Below are 18,162 nucleotides of genomic sequence, written 5' to 3'. Positions count from 1 at the left end.
AGCCAGCACTCAGCCTGGCCATCGGTCGGATGTCCGCGCCGACCGATATTCCACGACACCGCATTAGCCGAGCGTTAACGCCGTGCCTCAGTGCAGCCCTTGAATGTAGCTGGCCAGCGCCTCGATGTCCTTGTTGCTCAGCTTGCCGGCGATGGTGCGCATGGTCATGGCATCACCGTCGTTGCTGCGGTTGCCTTCACGGAAGTCGGTGAGCTGCTTGGACACATACTGGGCATGCTGGCCACTCAGGTGCGGGAAGCCGGCCAGGGCGATGCCTTCGCCATTGGGCGAGTGGCAACCGGTGCAGGCTGGCATGCCCTTGTCCAGGTCGCCGCCATTGAACAGCGCGCGGCCGCGCTCGACCAGCTTTGGATCGGCGGCGCCGACGCTGCCTTTCTGGCTGGCGAAATAGGCGGCGATGTCGGCCAGGTCCTGATCGTTCAGGCCGGCGAGCATGCCGGTCATCTCCAGCACCTGGCGTTTACCGGACTGGATATCGTGCAATTGCTTTTCGAGATAGCGCTGGCCCTGGCCGGCCAGTTTCGGGAAGTTCGGCGCCAGGCTGTTGCCGTCGGGGTTGTGGCAGGCACCGCAGACCGCAGTCTTGGCCTGGCCGGCGGCGGCATCGCCCTTGATGGGCTCGGCGGCAACGGCCGCCGCTGCGACGCCCATGGTCAACAGCAGACTCACGACTAGTTTGTTCATCAGCTCATCCAACACGGCTAAGGGTGAAATGTTATGTATCGGGACTGCCGCTCATCCAAAGGATGACCGACCGGTAGTCCTCGGTACTGCAGTCCATGCACAATCCACGCGACGGCATAGCCTTGAAACCCTGAGCAACGTGCGTCAACGGCCCGCTCACAACCTGCGCCAGCCCAGGCTCCCTCGACGCTGTCTGCCCTGCAGAGGGCCGATGACGGCGATGCCGCGTGACCCTGCGCATCGCTGCGGTTGGTCACGCCTCGGGATCCTGTGTAGCCTGTGCGCTGAAAACGGTGGAACCTACCGCTCGCCAGCAGCCGTTTCGCCATGCGCAACGACCTGACAGGGTTGGGGGCCGCGCTGCGTTCTGATGCGCAAGCTGGTGTTCGGCACCCCATGCCCGCTCTCCTACGTTGGGAGAATGAGCACACAAAAACTGGGGCATTATATACGTGCTCCCCGTAAACGGAAATGTGGCCTGGATCAGGCAACACGCACTTCGGATAACCCATGCAACTCAAAAACCCCATCCTCGGCCTCTGCCAGAAGGCCAAATTCGCCCTTAGCGCCGCCAAGGTCGAACAATGCCCGCAAGACCTGGGCTACGAGGTGGCGTTCGCCGGGCGCTCCAACGCCGGCAAGTCCAGCGCCCTCAACACCCTGACCCACGCCAGCCTGGCGCGCACCTCCAAGACGCCAGGGCGCACCCAACTGCTCAACTTCTTCAGCCTCGACGACGAGCGCCGCCTGGTCGACCTGCCGGGCTATGGCTACGCCAAGGTGCCGATTCCGCTCAAGCAGCACTGGCAGCGGCACCTGGAGGCCTATCTGGGCGGGCGCGAGTGCCTGCGTGGGGTGATCCTGTTGATGGATGTGCGCCACCCGATGACCGACTTCGACAAGATGATGCTCGACTGGGCCAAGGCCAGCGGCATGCCCATGCACATCCTGCTGACCAAAGCCGACAAGCTCACCCACGGTGCGGCCAAGAACACCTTGCTCAAGGTCCAGGCGGAGATTCGCAAGGGCTGGGGCGATGCGGCCTCCATCCAGCTGTTTTCGGCGCCCAAGCGCCAGGGCCTGGAAGAGGCATACCGGGTGCTGGCGGACTGGATGGCGCTGGAAGACAAGCCGGCGGCGTGAGGTGCCTGTTTGCCCGCAGTGTTCGACGCCTAATGGCAAATTGCGGGCAAAAAAAACCCCGGACTTCATATGGGGAGGGGGAAGTTCGGGGTTCAAGTCCGGACCGCTAGGGCGGGATCCAGATATCTGCCAACACTTAACACAACATAGGAGCATCGAACGGCTTCACCAGCCATTCAGGTACTCTGAGTTGCACTTCACGGGTTTAGTTCCTGAGCCCGGAAAACTAATTGCACAGGTTTCATCTTTCGCACTGTAGCGGCCTGCGCGCTCACGCCGCAGACCGCCAGCGCTCGCCTCAGTGGGCTTCGTCCCAATTGGCGCCGACACCGACCTCGACCAGCAACGGCACGTCCAGTTGAGCCGCGTTGCTCATGTGCGGACGAATCTCGTTGCGCACCTGCTCCACCAGGTCCTCGCGCACCTCCAGCACCAGTTCGTCGTGCACCTGCAGGATCACCCGCGCATCCAGGCCGCTGTCGGCCAGCCAATGATCGACGTTGACCATGGCCCGCTTGATGATGTCGGCGGCGGTCCCTTGCATCGGCGCGTTGATCGCCGTGCGCTCGGCACCACGGCGCAGGGCCGGGTTCTTGGCGTTGATGTCCGGCAGGTACAGACGGCGGCCGAAGAAGGTCTCGACGAACCCCTGCTCGGCCGCCTGGGCGCGGGTGCGCTCCATGTAGGCCAGCACGCCGGGGTACTGGGCGAAATAGCGGTCGATGTAATCCTGCGCCTGCTTGCGATCCACGCCGATCTGCTTGGCCAGACCGAACGCGCTCATGCCGTAGATCAGCCCGAAGTTGATGGCCTTGGCGCTGCGCCGTTGATCGTGGGTGACCGCCTCCAGTGCCACGCCGAACACTTCGGCGGCGGTGGCCCGGTGCACGTCCAGGTCATTGCGGAAGGCGTGCAGCAGACCTTCGTCCTTGGCCAGGTGGGCCATGATACGCAGCTCGATCTGCGAGTAGTCCGCCGCCAGCAGCTTGTAGCCCGGACTGGCGACGAAGGCCTGGCGGATGCGCCGGCCCTCGAGGGTACGCACCGGGATGTTCTGCAGGTTCGGGTCGCTGGAGGACAGTCGCCCGGTGGCGGCCACGGCCTGCTGGTACGAGGTATGGATGCGCCCGGTGCGCGGGTTGATCTGTTCGGGTAGTTTGTCGGTGTAGGTGCTCTTGAGCTTGCTCAGGGAGCGGTACTCCATCAGCACGGTCGGCAGTGGATAACCTTCGGCGGCCAGGTCGGCGAGCACCGCCTCGGCGGTGGAGGCCTGACCCTTGGCGGTCTTGCTCAGCACCGGCATGCCCAGCTTGTCGTACAGAATCACCCCCAGTTGCTTGGGCGAGCCGAGGTTGAACGGCTCGCCCGCCAACTCGTACGCCTGGCGCTCGAGCTCGGCCATCTTCACCCCCAGCTCGCCGCTTTGCACCTTGAGCAAGGCGGCGTCGACCAGCGCGCCTTGGCGCTCGATCTTGGCCAGCACCGGCACCAGCGGCATCTCGATGTCCATGAGCACCGGCTGCAGGCTCGGCGTACGCGCCAGGCGGGCTTGCAGCGCCAGGTGCAGACGCAAGGTGATGTCAGCGTCCTCGGCCGCGTAGGGGCCTGCCTTGTCCAGGTGGATCTGGTTGAAGGTCAACTGCTTGGCGCCGCGTCCGGCGATGTCCTCGAACGCGATGGTGCGGTGGTCGAGGTACTTCTGGGCCAGGCTGTCCATGTCGTGGCGAGTGGCGGTGGAGTCCAGCACGTAGGACTCGAGCATGGTGTCGTAGGCCACGCCACGCACCTCGATCGGCTGGCTGCAATTGGCCAGGATGTTGATGTCGTACTTGGCGTTCTGCCCGACCTTGGCCTTGGCCGGGTCTTCCAGCAGCGGCTTGAGCGCCAGCAGCACCGCATCACGGTCCAACTGCTGCGGCGCGCCCTCGTAGTCGTGGGCCAGCGGCACATAGGCAGCCTCGTGGGGCTCGACCGCGAACGACACGCCGACCAGTTCGGCCCGCTGCGCGTCCAGCCCGGTGGTCTCGGTGTCGAAGGCGAACAGCGGTGCCTGACGCAGCTTGTCGAGCCAGACGTCGAAGCGCGCCTGATCGAGGACGGTTTCGTACCTGGCCTCGACCTTGGCCGCCGGCGCCTCCACCGGCTCGATCGAAGCGCCTTCGCGGGCGGCGTCGCGCTGCACGTCGGCGATCCAGCTCTTGAACTCCATTTCCGTGTACAGCGCCAGCAAGGCCTCGCGGTCAGGCTCGCCGCAGACCAGCGCGTCCACGGCGATGTCCAACTCGACATCGATCTTGATGGTGGCCAGTTCGTAAGAGAGGAAGGCCGCATCACGGTGCTCTTCGAGCTTGGCCGGCAGGCTCTTGGCGCCGCGAATGGCCAGGCTCGGCACCTTGTCGAGGTTCTCGTACAGCTCGCGCAGACCACCACCGATGCCGGTCAGCAAGCCCACGGCGGTTTTTTCGCCAACGCCGGGGACACCGGGGATGTTGTCGACCTTGTCGCCCATCAGGGCGAGGAAGTCGATGATGTGTTCAGGCCCCACGCCGAATTTTTCATGCACGCCGGCGACATCCAGCACGCTGCCGGTCATGGTATTGACCAGCGTGATGTGGCCGTCCACCAGTTGCGCCATGTCCTTGTCGCCGGTGGAGATGATCACCGGGCGCCCGGCCGCCGCGCTGCTGCGCGCCAGGGTGCCGATCACGTCGTCGGCCTCGACGCCCTCGACGCACAGCAGTGGGTATCCAAGCGCCCGCACGCTGGCGTGCAGCGGCTCGACCTGCACCCGCAGGTCGTCGGGCATGCTCGGGCGGTTGGCCTTGTATTCGGCGAACATGGCGTCACGGAAGGTGCCGCCCTTGGCGTCGAAGACCACCGCGAACAACGCGTCGGGGTACTGCCGGCGCAGGCTCTTGAGCATGTTCAGCACGCCCTTGACCGCGCCGGTCGGCATGCCCTTGGAGGTGGTCAGCGGCGGCAGGGCGTGGAAGGCGCGGTAGAGGTAGGACGAACCGTCCACCAGGACGAGGGGCGCTTGGCTCATGAGAGGAATCAACCTTTTCGACGGGTCCGGCGCTAGAATAGCCGGATCAGTGACGACAAAAGGACTTAGGTTATCATGCGCACACCCATTCGCCTGTTACTGCTCAGCCTGCTGGCCATTACCCCGGTCCTGGCACTGGCGGCGGACGAGGCCCCATCGGCCGATCCCGATGTAACCATTCGCACGGAAGGCGATCGCACCATCCAGGAGTACCGTCAAAACGGCTTCCTATACGCGATCAAGGTCACGCCGAAACACGGCAAGCCATATTTCCTGGTACGCGCCGATGGCTCCGACGGCAACTTCATTCGATCCGACCAGCCGGACATGCTGATTCCGTCCTGGAAAATCTTCGAATGGTGAGGTAGTCACCCGTACCGTTCTCATCAACCCGGCACTTCCCAGTTGGAAGTGCCTGCATGGGCAGCTTTTCAACATGTCAGTCTTCACCCCCGTGTCCCGGCCCGAGCTGGAAACCTTTCTGGCGCCGTATGAGCTGGGCCGCCTGCTGGACTTCCAGGGCATCGCCGCCGGAACCGAAAACAGCAACTTCTTCGTCAGCCTGGAAAAGGGGGAGTTCGTCCTGACGCTCATCGAGCGCGGGCCGGCCGAGGACCTGCCGTTCTTCATCGATTTGCTCGATGTGCTGCACGACGCCGACATGCCGGTGCCCTACGCCGTGCGCGACCGCGACGGCCACGGTCTGCGCCAGTTGTGCGGCAAGCCGGCGCTGTTGCAACCGCGGCTGTCGGGCAAGCATGTGAAAGCCCCGAACAACCAACACTGCGCGCAAGTGGGCGAACTGCTAGCGCACATTCACCTGGCCACCCGCGAGCGCATCATCGAACGCCGCACCGACCGGGGGCTGGACTGGATGCTCAGCGCCGGCGCCGAGCTGCTGCCGGGCCTGGACGCCGAGCAGAGCGGGTTGCTGCGTAGCGCCTTGCAGGAAATCGAAGCGCATAAGGCGCAGATTCTCGCACTGCCCAGGGCCAACCTGCACGCCGACCTGTTCCGCGACAACGTGATGTTCGAAGGCACTCACTTGAGCGGCCTGATCGACTTCTACAACGCCTGCTCCGGGCCGATGCTCTATGACATCGCCATTACCCTGAACGACTGGTGCCTGGACGCCGACGGCGGTATCGACCTGCCGCATGCCCAGGCGCTGCTCGACGCCTACGCTGGGCTACGGCCCTTCACGGCGGCCGAAGCCGAGTTGTGGCCGGTGATGCTGCGCGTGGGCTGCGTGCGGTTCTGGCTGTCGCGGCTGATCGCCGCCCGTGATTTCGCCGGCATGGACGTGACCATCCATGACCCCCGCGAGTTCGAGGTCCGCCTGGCCCAGCGTCAGCATGTGGCCTTGAAGCTGCCCATCGCCTTGTGACAGGCAAGCACCTCGTCGCGGCGATGACCCGCCGCGATGAGGCCGCCCCTTTGGGATCAGAGCCTCAGAGGCTCTCCAAACACCCCGCCAAATCCCCTCCGAGCGTCTCCAGCAAGCGCTCATAGCCCGTGCCGTCCACCGGGTCGGTCCCGCCCAAGGCGTCAAGCTCGGCCAACTTCACCGGCAGTCCCGCCACCAAGGTTTCGGCCAGACGCGGACGAATGGGCGGCTCGCTGAACACACAGGTCGGGCCCACCTGCTGCAAACGCGTGCGCATGGCCGCCACATGCTGCGCCCCCGGCTGCACCTCGGCGGCGACGCTGAACACGCCGGTGTGGCGCAGGCCGTACTCGGCCTCGAAATAGTCGAAGGCTTCGTGGAACACGAAGTAAGGCTTGCCCGCGATACCCGCGACCCGCGTCTTGATCCGCTGATCCAGCGCGTCCAGCCGCTCGGCGAAGGCTTTCTGGTTGGCCTGGTAGCGCGCAGCGTTGGCCGGGTCGGCCGCCGCCAGGTCGCTGGCCATCTTCGCCGCGATCACCCGCGCGTTGATCGACGACAGCCACAGGTGCGCGTCGAGCGAACCGGGGCGGTGGTCATGGTCGTGATCGTCTTGGTCTTGCTCGTGGGAATGGCTGTCCTCGCCGAAGTGGCGCAGCTTCATGCCCGGCAGCGACTGCACCGCCACCGTAGGCTTGCTGCGGTTCTTCAACACCCGCGGCAGGAAGCTCTCCATGTCCGGTCCGATCCAGTACAGCAGGTCGGCATCGCCGACCTTGCGCACATCGGAGGGGCGCAGCGCGTAGTTGTGCGGCGAAGCCCCAGGCGGCAGCAGTACGTCAGGGCGGCCAACGCCGTCCTGAACCGCTGCAGCGATCTGCTGCAGGGGCTTGATACTGGTAAGCACCCGCACGTCTGCGTGGGCGGAAAAAGCGATGAAAGCGACAAAAAGGGCAAGGAATCGGGACACGGTGAATACTCGACTCGTCAGAAACAGGTAACATAATAACGTCTCCGCCGATAATCGTCGCCGCCCATGTCTATCACCCCGCTGGCCAACCGTCCCCACGATCATTCCCGTTGCGTGCACAGCGCCTTGAGCGAAGCCGACACCCTGTGCACGCGCCAGGGGCTGCGCCTCACCGCGCTGCGCCGGCGCGTGCTCGAACTGGTGTGGCAAAGCCACAAGCCGCTGGGTGCCTACGATATCCTCGCCGTGCTCAGCGAGCAGGACGGCCGCCGCGCCGCGCCGCCGACGGTCTACCGCGCGCTGGACTTTCTCCTGGAAAATGGCCTGGTGCACCGCATCGCTTCGCTCAACGCCTTCATTGGCTGCAGCCATCCCGAACACAAGCATCAGGGACAATTCCTGATCTGCCGCGCCTGCCACGTGGCCATCGAGCTGGAGCAGGACAGCATCAGCGATGCCATCGTCGCCAGCGCCAAGGCGGTGAATTTCACCGTCGAGACGCAGACCGTAGAAGTGGTCGGGCTGTGCGCCAACTGCCGGAGCGCCGCATGAGCGACGCGCTGATCCGCCTGGAGCAGGTCGGCGTGAGCTTTGCCGGCGAAGCGGTGCTCGACAGCATCGACCTGGCGGTCGCACCCGGCCAGATCGTCACCCTGATCGGCCCCAACGGCGCCGGCAAGACCACCCTGGTGCGTGCCGTGCTCGGCCTGCTCAAGCCGCACCGTGGCACGGTCTGGCGCAAGCCGCGCCTGCGTATCGGCTACATGCCGCAGAAAATCCAGGTCGATGCCACGCTGCCGCTGTCGGTGCTGCGCTTCCTGCGCCTGGTACCCGGCGTGGACCGCGCTCGGGCGCTGGCGGCGTTGCGCGAGGTGGGCGCTGAACAGGTCATCGACAGCCCGATCCAGACCGTCTCCGGCGGCGAGATGCAGCGCGTGCTGCTGGCCCGCGCACTGCTGCGCGAGCCCGAGTTGCTGGTGCTCGACGAACCGGTGCAAGGCGTCGATGTGGTCGGCCAGGGCGAGCTGTACAACCTCATCACCCGCTTGCGCGACCGCTACGGCTGCGGTGTGCTGATGGTCTCCCACGACTTGCACCTGGTGATGAGCACCACCGACCAGGTGGTCTGCCTGAATCGCCATGTGTGCTGCTCGGGCCACCCAGAGCAGGTCAGCGGCGACCCGGCGTTCGTCGAGCTGTTCGGCCAGACGGCGCCGAGCCTGGCGGTCTATCACCATCATCACGATCACAGCCACGACCTGCATGGCGCCGTGATCGCCCCCGGCGCCCATGTCCACGGAGAGCACTGCAAGCATGGCTGATTTTCTTCTCTACGCCTTGCTTGCCGGATTGTCCCTGGCGCTGGTCGCCGGCCCGCTGGGCTCCTTCGTGGTCTGGCGGCGCATGGCCTATTTCGGCGACACCCTGTCCCATGCGGCGTTACTGGGCGTGGCCCTGGGCCTGGCCCTGGACGTCAGCCCGACCCTGGCGGTGACCATCGGCTGCCTGCTGCTGGCAATCCTGCTGGTAACCCTGCAGCAGCGCCAGCCGCTGGCGTCGGACACCCTGCTCGGCATTCTCGCCCCCAGCACCTTGTCGCTGGGTTTGGTGGTCTTGAGCTTCATGCACGATGTGCGCATCGACCTGATGGCCTATCTGTTCGGCGACCTGCTGGCCATCAGCAGCACCGACCTGGCCTGGATCCTCGGCGGCAGCGTGTTGGTGCTGGCCTTGCTGGCCGCGCTCTGGCGCCCCCTGCTGGCGGTCACCGTGCACGAGGAACTGGCGCGGGTCGAAGGCCTGCCGGTGGCGGGACTGCGCCTGACGCTGATGCTGCTGATCGCGGTGGTCATCGCGGTAGCGATGAAAATCGTCGGTGTACTGCTGATTACCTCGCTGCTGATCATTCCCGCCGCCGCGGCACAACGTCACGCCCGCTCGCCCGAACAGATGGCGTTGGGCGCCAGCCTGCTGGGCGTGGCCGCGGTCTGTGGCGGCCTGGCGATGTCCTGGTTCAAGGACACCCCGGCCGGTCCGTCGATCGTGGTCTGCGCGGCGGTGCTATTCTTGCTGAGCCTGGCACTGCCCAAGCGCTGACACCTGAAGGTCGCACCGTGCAACCTTTACCTGGGTAAAGGGTCAGTAAGACGTGTTTTCGAGCGTGCACACCTGGGTGTAGACTTGCTCGCTTTTTGCGCAAATAGAGAGTCGCAGGAATGAAGCCGTTCGCCTCCCGTTATCTGCTTGTTGCCGTCTTTTCGCTGTTCCTTGCCGCCTGCTCCTCAGCGCCGGTCGAACCGCCCGCCGCCCCGGAACAGCCCGACGCCTGGCAGCAGTTGCAACAGAACATCGCCAGCAACGAGCTGGCCACCGCCGAAGATCAACTCGCCACGCTGCAAGCGCAGTCGCCGGACGACGCCCGCGTCGAGCAGTATCATCGCCAGTTGGCCGAAGCCTACCTGCAACGCAGCCAGATCGTGTTGCAGAAGGGCGACGTCAACGCCGCTGCCACCGCGCTGGCCCGAGCGCGTGCCCTGATGCCACAGGCGCCGGCTCTGACCGGCGGCGAAGCCGTGGCACAGGCCCGCCAGGCCGAGCTGGACAAGGCCGAGGCCGCACTCAAGGCCGCCGAGTCCAAACCTCAGGCTCGGGTCATCGATCCGGCAGCACCGAGCACGGTAATTGCGTTGAAAACCACGGACATCGCGGCCATGCGCCGGCAACTGGACGACATTGCCGCCGACGTCGTGAATTATCACTGCGAAGTGGTTTTCCAAGTGCCGCGCACCCAGGACGCGCCTTGGCTTAAGACGCTGCTGCAAAAGCGCGTCAGCAAGCTCGATGCCAGCTTCCCGCTGAAACAGAAGCATGAAATCCAGCGCGCCTTGCCGGCCCAAGTGGTGCTGGTCCCGCATCAAAACTGAACAAACGAAAAGGGCCGCAATGCGGCCCTTTCGCTACAGCGCAGCGTTACCTGTCAGGCTGGAATGGCCTCGGCGGCCGCTTCTCGCTCCCACACCCGATGAGCCTCGACCGCCTTGACGAAGGCCTCCACGGTATTCTGGTCGTCGCCCAGCAGCAGCCCCTTGTCGGTCTTCAGACCCAGCGCATCGAGCAGCGCCTTGCCCTGCGGCGCCACGCCGATGGCCTTCAAGTGCTTGTAGCCTTCGAGCAGGAAGTGCTTGGCGACGCCACTGGCGCCCAGGGCATCGAGCGAGGCCTTGCCGTCCGGCACCAGAATGCCGTCGAACATCACCGACGGCATGCCCTCCATCGACGCATCCACCGGCAGCGCCTTGCCGTCGGCCGTTTTCACCGGCGCCGAAGTCGGCCCCAGCAGCATCGGCCGCGCGCTGTGCGCCTCGAGCGCCTTGACCAGCATGTCGACGCTGGCACCGTCCACACCGTTGGCGATCAGCAGGGCAATCTTGCGGCCCTTGATGCCGACCGTGCCGGGATGGTTCATCTGGCTCAGGGCAGGGGAGGTCTTGAGCTTGGACTGAGGCGCCTTGACGGTGCCCGCCTTGGGCGCCGGCAAGCCCAGGTTCTCGGCCACCGCCGCCGCCAGGTCGAGATCGATGTTGGCCAGAATCTCATTCACCTGCCGCTCGCGGATGTACTCGCGCTCGACCTTGCCCAGCTCGAAGCTGTAGGCCTTGATGATGTGCTGCTGTTCGTTCGGGCTCATGCTCTTGAAGAACAGGCGGGCCTGGGAGAAGTGATCGCTGAACGACTCGCTGCGCTCGCGGATCTTGTGCGCGTCGACGCGTTCTTGATAGCTCTCGAAACCGCCATCCTGAGGCCCGGCAGGCGTCTCTTTCGGCCAGCCGCCATCGATCGAGTTCGGCTCGTAGGACGCGCGCCCCTTATGGATGGTCTGGCGGTGCATGGCATCGCGCTGATTGTTGTGGTTCGGCGCCACGGGGCGGTTGATCGGAATCTCGTGGAAGTTCGGCCCGCCCAGGCGGCTGATCTGGGTATCGGTATACGAGAACAGGCGCCCCTGCAGCAGCGGGTCATTGGTGAAGTCGATACCCGGCACGATATGCCCTGGGCAGAACGCCACTTGCTCGATCTCGGCGAAATAGTTGTCCGGGTTGCGGTTGAGCACCATCTTGCCCAGCGGCGTCACCGGCACCAGTTCTTCGGGGATGAGCTTGGTCGGATCGAGCAGGTCGAAGTCGAACGTGTGCTCATCGGCTTCCGGCACGATCTGCACGCCCAGCTCCCACTCGGGATAGTCGCCAGTCTCGATGGCTTCGGACAGGTCGCGGCGGTGGTAATCGGTGTCCTTGCCAGCCAGTTTCTGCGCCTCGTCCCACAATACCGAGTGAACACCCTGACGCGGCTTCCAGTGGAATTTGACGAAGCTGGCCACGCCTTCGGCGTTGATCAGGCGGAAAGTGTGCACACCGAAGCCTTCCATCATCCGCAAGCTGCGCGGAATGGCACGGTCGGACATGGCCCAGATGACCATGTGCGCCGACTCCGGCACCAACGAAACAAAGTCCCAGAAGGTGTCATGGGCCGAGCCACCGGTTGGAATCTCGTTGTGCGGCTCGGGTTTGACCGCATGCACGAAGTCGGGAAACTTGATCGCATCCTGGATGAAGAACACCGGCATGTTGTTGCCGACCAGGTCGAAGTTGCCTTCATCGGTGTAGAACTTCACGGCGAAACCGCGCACATCGCGCACCGTGTCCCCCGAGCCGCGCGGGCCTTGCACGGTGGAGAAGCGCACGAACACCGGGGTGACTTTCTCCGGGTCTTGCAGGAAACCGGCCTTGGTCAGTGCGCTGTGGTTGCCGTAGCTCTGGAAGTAACCGTGGGCGCCGGTGCCGCGGGCGTGCACGATGCGCTCGGGGATGCGCTCATGGTCGAAGTGGGTAATCTTCTCGCGCATGATGAAGTCTTCAAGCAGCGAAGGCCCGCGCGCACCTGCCTTGAGCGTGTTCTGGTTGTCGGCGATGCGTACGCCCTGGTTGGTCCGCAGCGCCTGACCGGTGGCATCGCTGCGCGCCTGCTCGAGGTTCTGCAGCTTGGTATTGGTGTTGGCGCGGTCAGGGGTCTGGGTGCCAGCCAGTTCGCTCTGCTTGGGCGCGTCGGTCCTGTTGCTCGACATCTTGGCTCTCCTCATCAGTCTTCAGGCTGCCCATCGGGGGCTTGTTCAGGTAGTGACTGGAGGGGTTGACCATGCGTTCCATCGGGTTTACCGACCGTCGCGTTATGCCCAGGCGATTGGTCGAAGACGAAATAAATGCTAAGAACCGCCAGGGGAAAAGGCTAAAATGCGCGACCCCAGCTCACCGCTGACCCTAAATTCCATGCGCCCCACAAGGTTCGCTACGTGATCGAGTTCCAACATGTGCACAAGACCTACCGCGTCGCCGGTAGGGACATCCCCGCCCTCAACCCGACCAGCCTGAGCATCGAAGATGGCCAGGTGTTCGGCCTTATTGGCCATTCCGGTGCCGGCAAAAGTACCCTGCTGCGCCTGATCAACCGCCTGGAGGCGCCGTCCGGCGGCAAGATCATCGTCGACGGTGAAGACGTCACCGCCTTCGACGCCAACCAGCTGCGGCGTTTCCGCCAGCAGGTCGGCATGATCTTCCAGCACTTCAACCTGCTGGCCTCCAAGACCGTCGCCGATAACGTCGCCCTGCCGCTGGTGCTGGCTGGCGAGCTGTCGCGCGCGGCGATCGACCAACGTGTCAGCCAGTTGCTGGCCCGCGTCGGCCTGTCGGACCACGCGAAGAAGTATCCGGCGCAGTTGTCGGGTGGCCAGAAGCAGCGCGTCGGCATCGCCCGGGCGCTGTCGACCAACCCGAAGATCCTGCTGTGCGACGAAGCCACCAGCGCCCTCGACCCGCAGACCACCGCCTCGGTGCTGCAACTGCTGGCCGAGATCAACCGCGAGCTGAAGCTGACCATCGTGCTGATCACCCACGAAATGGACGTGATCCGTCGGGTCTGCGACCGCGTGGCGGTAATGGATGCCGGCGTCATCGTCGAGCAGGGTTCTGTGGCCGACGTGTTCCTGCATCCGCAGCACGCCACCACCAAGCGCTTCGTCCAGGAAGACGAGCAGGTGGACGAGCACGAGCAACGCGACGATTTCGCCCACGTGCCGGGCCGCATCGTGCGCCTGACCTTCCAGGGCGAAGCCACCTACGCGCCGCTGCTGGGCACCGTCGCCCGCGAAACCGGAGTGGACTACAGCATCCTGGCCGGACGCATCGACCGCATCAAGGACGTGCCCTACGGCCAACTCACCCTCGCCGTCACCGGCGGCAACATCGACGCTGCGTTCGCGCGCTTCCAGGCCGCTGACGTCCACATGGAGGTCCTGCGCTGATGGACGCCCTGAATTTCTTCGCCAACGTCGACTGGTCCGAGATCTGGTTGGCCACCGGCGACACCCTGATCATGCTGTTCGGCTCGCTGCTGTTCACCGTGCTGCTCGGCCTGCCGCTGGGCGTGCTGCTGTTCCTCTGCGGCCCGCGGCAGATGTTCGAGCAGAAGGGCGTGTATGCGCTGCTGTCGCTGGTGGTGAACATCCTGCGTTCGCTGCCCTTCATCATCCTGCTGATCGTGATGATTCCGGTCACCGTACTGATCACCGGCACCTCGTTGGGCGTGGCTGGCGCCATCCCGCCCTTGGTGGTCGGTGCCACGCCGTTCTTCGCCCGCCTGGTGGAAACTGCGCTGCGCGAAGTGGACCGCGGCATCATCGAGGCCACTCAGTCGATGGGCGCCACCACCCGGCAGATCATCACCAATGCCCTGCTGCCCGAAGCGCGTCCAGGTATTTTTGCGGCCATTACGGTCACCGCGATCACCTTGGTGTCCTATACCGCGATGGCCGGTGTGGTCGGCGCCGGCGGCCTGGGCGACCTAGCCATCCGCTTCGGCTACCAGCGCTTCCAGACCGACGTGATGATCGTCACCGTGGTGCTGCTGTTGGTGCTGGTGCAGATCCTGCAGAGCGTGGGCGACCGGCTGGTCGTGCATTTTTCCCGTAAGTAACAACCCCAATGGGGTCGGCGTGCCGACCCGTTCGGGGGCCGTCGCGGCCCTCACAAGGAGTGATCGATGAAGAAACTGCTTGCTGTCGTCGCCGCCGTCGCGGCCTTCTCCGCCCAGGCGGCGGAAACCTTGAGCGTGGCCGCCTCCCCGGTGCCGCACGCCGAGATCCTCGACTTCGTCAAGCCGACACTGGCCAAGGAAGGGGTGGATTTGAAGGTCAAGGAGTTCACTGACTACATCCAGCCCAACGTGCAAGTGGCCGAGAAGCGCCTGGACGCCAACTTCTTCCAGCACCAGCCGTACCTGGACGAATTCAACAAGGCCAAGGGCACCCACCTGGTCAGCGTTGCCGGCGTGCATATCGAACCGCTGGGCATCTATTCGAGCAAGTACAAGACACTCGACGAGCTGCCGTCCGGTGCCACCGTGGTCATCCCCAACGACGCCACCAACGGCGGCCGAGCCTTGCTGCTGCTGGACAAGGCCGGTGTGATCAAGCTCAAGGACAACAGCAACATCCTCGCCACCGTGAAGGATGTCGCCGAAAATCCCAAGAACGTGAAGTTCCGTGAGCTGGAAGCGGCCACCATTCCGCGGGTGCTGACCCAGGTGGATGCCGCGCTGATCAACACCAACTACGCCTTGGAAGCCAAGCTCAATCCGGAAAAGGATGCCTTGGCCATCGAAGGCAAGGACTCGCCCTACGTGAACATCCTGGTCACCCGCGAGGACAACAAGGACAGCGACGCGGTCAAGAAGCTGGTTCAGGCCCTGCACTCGCCTGAGGTGAAGCAGTTCATCACCGAGAAGTACAAGGGCGCAGTGGTTCCGGCGTTCTGATTGCGCTCGTCCATTTGCCCTGCGCGCCCGATTCGTAGAAACGGCTCCAGCCGTAATCGGGCGCGCGACAGCGCTTGAATCAGTCGCGCTTCACCAGCTTGGGCAACTGCGCCACCAGCTTTTGAGTGTCGAACGGCGCGCGGATGAAGCCGCGCTGCCGACCATCCGGCCCGACGATTGCCAAGTTGCCACTGTGGTCCACGGTGTAGCCAGGCTTGCGCGTGTCCGCCGGGATGAACGGGATGCTCAAGGCATGGGCCAGTGTCTGGGTGTCTTCGATGGAGCCGGCCAGCCCGACGAAATCCTTGTCGAAATACGCCAGATACTGCTTGAGCTGTTGGGGGGTATCGCGGGCCGGATCGACGCTCACCAGTACCACCTGCAAGTGATCGAGCGTCCCTTTGGACAGCTCGCTCTTGACCTGCCGCAACTGGGCCAGCGTGGTCGGGCAGATGTCAGGGCAGTAGGTATAGCCGAAGAACAGCAACGACCACTTGCCCTTGAGCTGGTCCAGTTGCACCGGCTGACCGTTCTGGTCGGTCATGCTCACCGCCGGCACGCTGCGACTCTGCGCCAGCAGAATGATCCCGGCCTCGGTCAGCCCGGCCGAATCGGCTTCGCCCCGGCCATTGAGCGCTTTGGTAACGGTCAAGCCCAGGATCAATGCAGTCAGGGCGAACAGGATCAGGATGGTTTTCTGGGTTCGGGTCATGGCTTGGGCATTCGATTCAGAGGGGCGAAATGGGAATGAAGGATCTCGTCGTAGGCGGCTAGATTACAGTCCTTGACCGGTTAGGGCTAACCAAGCGGCAAAATGATGGCACATTGATATAACCGCATGGAGCAAGTGTCTCGCTGATATAACAAATGCGTCTTAGGCCTTTGCGCAACCGAGCTACCTTAGTGTCTTCCGTTTGTAACGCCTTGTCCCTGGAGTTGTCATGAACACCGCAGCTGTACGCGAGCAGATCCATCAAGCCCAACTGTACGAGCGTCGCACTGGCCAATTGCAACAGCGCCTCGAGCAGCAGCTGCCGCACCTGCACCCGCTGATCCAACTACCCGTGCAGGATGCCAAGGGCACCCTGGCACGCTTCGTCAGCGCCTACATCGACCAAGTGCCCGAACTGCTCGAAGCCGCCCATGCAGTGGCCCGCGAGGCGGGTATCGAGTCGCAGATCAAACCCGTGCTGAAAATCGCCGAGGCTTATTTCCTGCAACCGCCCAGCGTGGTGGGCTCGCACACCGGGCTGGACTGCCTGCTGGACGAAGCCTACCTGGCGCATCGGTTGGTCGAAGAGGTCAACGACCTGTATATCCGCCACTTCCAGCAGCCACTGATCCCGGTAGACACCACCGTGGCCAACCTCATCGCCCACCAACTGATCGGCGAAACCTTCGCCAATCAACTGGACGAAGTGGTGCACCACTCGGTGGACGAAATGCTCGACGACGAGAGCTTCGCCGTCGAATCGGTGGAGGCCTACCGCGAAACCCTGCGCAGCCCGCAAACCGGCGAAGCGTGGAAGCGCTGGCCATGCCTGTCGCGCCAGTTGAGCGTGGAACTGGACCTGCACCAGACCAGCCACTGAGCCTGAGGGCCGTGCTGGGGCGCAGGAAGCGCCCCGCCGGCATTGGCGCTGCCCGCCAATAGTGGCAAAATGCTGCACCCGCTTGTTCGAGGCATGGATGCTGAAACCTTCGCTGTATACGCTGCGCCAGGCACTGTTTGGCCTCAGCGTGATCTTGATCGCCCTGCTCGATCCCTTTGGAATAGCCAGTTCGACCGACGACGCTTCCGCGCGTTGGCTCAACCGCCTGCTGGCCGAACGCTACGCCGACGAGGGTCAACGCCAGGTCGTCGTGGTGTTGATCGACGACGACTACCTGCGCCGTAACGACACCTATTGGCCTATGCCGTACAGCGAGCAGAGCAAGCTGTTCAAACGCCTGCTGGCCTATCAGCCTGCGGCGGTATTCGTCGATCTGATCTACAGCCACGATCATTCCCGCGCGCTGCCCGGCCAGCCGCCGCAGATGGAGAGCCAGTTTCTGGCCAACGTCTTCGAGCGTTATCGCCAGCAGGGCATTGCGCTGTTTCTTGCCGACACCGGTCAGCCTCACGATCAGAACGGGGTCAACACCCTTGCACGCCTGGCCGCCGTCGGTACTCCCGCGCTGGTGACCTGGAGTGGATTCGCCAATCAGTATCCGCTTGCCGTCAACACCCCCGCCGGTGCCATGGAGACACCGGCACTGCGTCTGTATCGCGAGTATTGCCGTCAACATGATTGCAGCCGGTTGCCTGCCGATGCACGGCAGGCGGCGGCGCTTGCGCCCATGACGGTGCAGTGGGGGCTCAGGCAGTCGCCCTTGCAAGCCAAGGTCGCCGATGTCAGCACCTGCACGGTGCCGGGCCTGTTCGAGCAACTCGGACAGGCCATCTTCTGGAAGCTGGGGCAACAGGTGCAGGCCACCTGTCCCTATACCTTGACCCTGTCGCCGAGCGACCTGGCCGTCACCGACGAGCAGGATCAAGCGCTGCTCAGAACCCTGCTGCAGGGCAAACTGGTACTGGTCGGCGCGCAGATCGTCGGCACCGGCGACCTCACCCCATCAGCGCTGCACGGCAAGGTGGCCGGCGTCTACTGGCACGCCATGGCCTTGGACAACTTGGTCAACTGGGGCATGAACTACTACCGGTCCACCCCCAGCCTGACCGATCTCGGTATCCCGGCCGGCTCGATCGACCTGCTGGATATCGTCGAATTGCTGCTGCTCGGCGCTATCACCTGGCTCAAGGGCACGCTGGACGCCCCGTTGCTCACCCGTGCCGATCTCGGACAGCGCCGCCGGATCAAACTGCGCCCGCTGTCTTCCTGGGTGTTGGTGCTGGCGGCCATCGGCCTGGTGAGCGCGGTGCTCTGGCACTTCAACTTCACACCGGCCAACGTCCTCGGCCTGCTGTTGCTGTCACTCACCTTGTTCAGCACAAGGATCCAGGCCCTGTTCGCCAACAAGGCCTGAGATTGCCGTATTTCTCAA

At 64.2% G+C, this 18,162-nt stretch carries 17 protein-coding genes and 1 pseudogene; 12 read left to right on the top strand and 6 right to left on the bottom strand.

Annotated features, from left to right (window positions below):
• Positions 1–87 precede the first annotated feature (87 nt).
• A complete protein-coding gene (locus tag ACK2SD_RS00360) occupies positions 88–705 on the bottom strand; it encodes a c-type cytochrome (RefSeq protein ID WP_116889887.1) in 618 nt (205 codons plus the stop codon).
• A gap of 31 nt (positions 706–736) precedes the next feature.
• Positions 737–1,034: pseudogene (locus ACK2SD_RS00355) on the bottom strand (cytochrome c5 family protein).
• Positions 1,035–1,215: 181 nt separating this feature from the next.
• Between ACK2SD_RS00355 and yihA the strand changes: the two are divergent.
• On the top strand, positions 1,216–1,848 hold the full coding sequence (gene yihA / locus ACK2SD_RS00350; protein ID WP_116889889.1) for a ribosome biogenesis GTP-binding protein YihA/YsxC: 633 nt from the start codon (positions 1,216–1,218) through the stop codon (positions 1,846–1,848).
• 298 nt (positions 1,849–2,146) lie between these two features.
• On the opposite strand, the gene polA is transcribed toward yihA, so the two are convergent.
• Complete coding sequence (gene polA / locus ACK2SD_RS00345; RefSeq protein WP_039582051.1) at positions 2,147–4,894, bottom strand: DNA polymerase I; 2,748 nt, start codon at positions 4,892–4,894, stop codon at positions 2,147–2,149.
• 75 nt (positions 4,895–4,969) lie between these two features.
• Between polA and ACK2SD_RS00340 the strand changes: the two genes are divergently transcribed.
• A complete protein-coding gene (locus ACK2SD_RS00340) occupies positions 4,970–5,257 on the top strand; it encodes a DUF2782 domain-containing protein (RefSeq protein ID WP_029612500.1) in 288 nt (95 codons plus the stop codon).
• 73 nt (positions 5,258–5,330) lie between these two features.
• The gene (locus tag ACK2SD_RS00335; protein ID WP_412461075.1) at positions 5,331–6,281 is read left to right on the top strand and encodes a homoserine kinase; all 951 of its coding nucleotides are present in this window, start codon (positions 5,331–5,333) and stop codon (positions 6,279–6,281) included.
• A 64-nt stretch (positions 6,282–6,345) separates the two neighbouring features.
• Here the strand turns inward: ACK2SD_RS00335 and ACK2SD_RS00330 are convergent, their stop codons facing one another.
• Complete coding sequence (locus ACK2SD_RS00330; RefSeq protein WP_412461074.1) at positions 6,346–7,251, bottom strand: zinc ABC transporter substrate-binding protein; 906 nt, start codon at positions 7,249–7,251, stop codon at positions 6,346–6,348.
• A 66-nt stretch (positions 7,252–7,317) separates the two neighbouring features.
• Between ACK2SD_RS00330 and zur the strand changes: the two genes are divergently transcribed.
• The 4 genes from zur (at position 7,318) to ACK2SD_RS00310 (ending at position 10,175) form a co-directional block, all read left to right on the top strand.
• Positions 7,318–7,803 (top strand): zinc uptake transcriptional repressor Zur, encoded by a 486-nt coding sequence (gene zur / locus ACK2SD_RS00325; protein WP_412461073.1) that lies wholly within the window; start codon positions 7,318–7,320, stop codon positions 7,801–7,803.
• The gene (gene znuC / locus ACK2SD_RS00320) at positions 7,800–8,573 is read left to right on the top strand and encodes a zinc ABC transporter ATP-binding protein ZnuC (protein WP_039582057.1); all 774 of its coding nucleotides are present in this window, start codon (positions 7,800–7,802) and stop codon (positions 8,571–8,573) included. Before zur ends, znuC begins: the two co-directional genes overlap by 4 nt.
• Entirely contained in the window at positions 8,566–9,348 is a 783-nt protein-coding gene (gene znuB / locus ACK2SD_RS00315; RefSeq protein WP_039582060.1) for a zinc ABC transporter permease subunit ZnuB, read from the top strand. Before znuC ends, znuB begins: the two co-directional genes overlap by 8 nt.
• Positions 9,349–9,467: 119 nt before the next feature.
• Entirely contained in the window at positions 9,468–10,175 is a 708-nt protein-coding gene (locus ACK2SD_RS00310; protein WP_116889897.1) for a PA5502 family lipoprotein, read from the top strand.
• 53 nt (positions 10,176–10,228) lie between these two features.
• Here the strand turns inward: ACK2SD_RS00310 and katE are convergent, their stop codons facing one another.
• A complete protein-coding gene (katE, locus tag ACK2SD_RS00305) occupies positions 10,229–12,373 on the bottom strand; it encodes a catalase HPII (protein ID WP_412461072.1) in 2,145 nt (714 codons plus the stop codon).
• 225 nt (positions 12,374–12,598) lie between these two features.
• Here katE and ACK2SD_RS00300 point away from each other — a divergent pair, with 225 nt between their 5' ends.
• The 3 genes from ACK2SD_RS00300 to ACK2SD_RS00290 all read left to right on the top strand — a co-directional run bounded on the left by ACK2SD_RS00300 (position 12,599) and on the right by ACK2SD_RS00290 (position 15,117).
• Positions 12,599–13,606: a methionine ABC transporter ATP-binding protein gene (locus tag ACK2SD_RS00300; protein WP_039582065.1), complete on the top strand. Its 1,008-nt coding sequence runs from the start codon at positions 12,599–12,601 to the stop codon at positions 13,604–13,606.
• Complete coding sequence (locus ACK2SD_RS00295) at positions 13,606–14,277, top strand: methionine ABC transporter permease (RefSeq protein WP_039582067.1); 672 nt, start codon at positions 13,606–13,608, stop codon at positions 14,275–14,277. Before ACK2SD_RS00300 ends, ACK2SD_RS00295 begins: the two co-directional genes overlap by 1 nt.
• A gap of 66 nt (positions 14,278–14,343) precedes the next feature.
• Positions 14,344–15,117: a MetQ/NlpA family ABC transporter substrate-binding protein gene (locus ACK2SD_RS00290; protein WP_412461071.1), complete on the top strand. Its 774-nt coding sequence runs from the start codon at positions 14,344–14,346 to the stop codon at positions 15,115–15,117.
• Positions 15,118–15,196: 79 nt separating this feature from the next.
• On the opposite strand, the gene ACK2SD_RS00285 is transcribed toward ACK2SD_RS00290, so the two are convergent.
• Entirely contained in the window at positions 15,197–15,829 is a 633-nt protein-coding gene (locus ACK2SD_RS00285) for an SCO family protein (RefSeq protein ID WP_039582069.1), read from the bottom strand.
• A 229-nt stretch (positions 15,830–16,058) separates the two neighbouring features.
• Here ACK2SD_RS00285 and ACK2SD_RS00280 point away from each other — a divergent pair, with 229 nt between their 5' ends.
• A complete protein-coding gene (locus ACK2SD_RS00280) occupies positions 16,059–16,709 on the top strand; it encodes a hypothetical protein (RefSeq protein WP_412461070.1) in 651 nt (216 codons plus the stop codon).
• Positions 16,710–16,806: 97 nt separating this feature from the next.
• Positions 16,807–18,144 (top strand): CHASE2 domain-containing protein, encoded by a 1,338-nt coding sequence (locus ACK2SD_RS00275; protein ID WP_412461069.1) that lies wholly within the window; start codon positions 16,807–16,809, stop codon positions 18,142–18,144.
• Positions 18,145–18,162: the final 18 nt, after the last annotated feature.

Source organism: Pseudomonas sp. SC11 (genome assembly GCF_047039205.1).
Taxonomy (GTDB): domain Bacteria; phylum Pseudomonadota; class Gammaproteobacteria; order Pseudomonadales; family Pseudomonadaceae; genus Aquipseudomonas; species Aquipseudomonas boreofloridensis.
This window is presented reverse-complemented; position numbering and strand designations above follow the sequence as displayed.

Bases quoted from the DNA above. Each gene is read 5' to 3' on its own strand.
- ACK2SD_RS00360 (WP_116889887.1), bottom strand. From the start codon at position 705: ATGAACAAACTAGTCGTGAGTCTGCTGTTGACCATGGGCGTCGCAGCG.
- yihA (WP_116889889.1), top strand. From the start codon at position 1,216: ATGCAACTCAAAAACCCCATCCTCGGCCTCTGCCAGAAGGCCAAATTC.
- polA (WP_039582051.1), bottom strand. From the start codon at position 4,894: ATGAGCCAAGCGCCCCTCGTCCTGGTGGACGGTTCGTCCTACCTCTAC.
- ACK2SD_RS00340 (WP_029612500.1), top strand. From the start codon at position 4,970: ATGCGCACACCCATTCGCCTGTTACTGCTCAGCCTGCTGGCCATTACC.
- ACK2SD_RS00335 (WP_412461075.1), top strand. From the start codon at position 5,331: ATGTCAGTCTTCACCCCCGTGTCCCGGCCCGAGCTGGAAACCTTTCTG.
- zur (WP_412461073.1), top strand. From the start codon at position 7,318: ATGTCTATCACCCCGCTGGCCAACCGTCCCCACGATCATTCCCGTTGC.
- znuC (WP_039582057.1), top strand. From the start codon at position 7,800: ATGAGCGACGCGCTGATCCGCCTGGAGCAGGTCGGCGTGAGCTTTGCC.
- znuB (WP_039582060.1), top strand. From the start codon at position 8,566: ATGGCTGATTTTCTTCTCTACGCCTTGCTTGCCGGATTGTCCCTGGCG.
- ACK2SD_RS00310 (WP_116889897.1), top strand. From the start codon at position 9,468: ATGAAGCCGTTCGCCTCCCGTTATCTGCTTGTTGCCGTCTTTTCGCTG.
- katE (WP_412461072.1), bottom strand. From the start codon at position 12,373: ATGTCGAGCAACAGGACCGACGCGCCCAAGCAGAGCGAACTGGCTGGC.
- ACK2SD_RS00295 (WP_039582067.1), top strand. From the start codon at position 13,606: ATGGACGCCCTGAATTTCTTCGCCAACGTCGACTGGTCCGAGATCTGG.
- ACK2SD_RS00290 (WP_412461071.1), top strand. From the start codon at position 14,344: ATGAAGAAACTGCTTGCTGTCGTCGCCGCCGTCGCGGCCTTCTCCGCC.
- ACK2SD_RS00285 (WP_039582069.1), bottom strand. From the start codon at position 15,829: ATGACCCGAACCCAGAAAACCATCCTGATCCTGTTCGCCCTGACTGCA.
- ACK2SD_RS00280 (WP_412461070.1), top strand. From the start codon at position 16,059: ATGAACACCGCAGCTGTACGCGAGCAGATCCATCAAGCCCAACTGTAC.
- ACK2SD_RS00275 (WP_412461069.1), top strand. From the start codon at position 16,807: ATGCTGAAACCTTCGCTGTATACGCTGCGCCAGGCACTGTTTGGCCTC.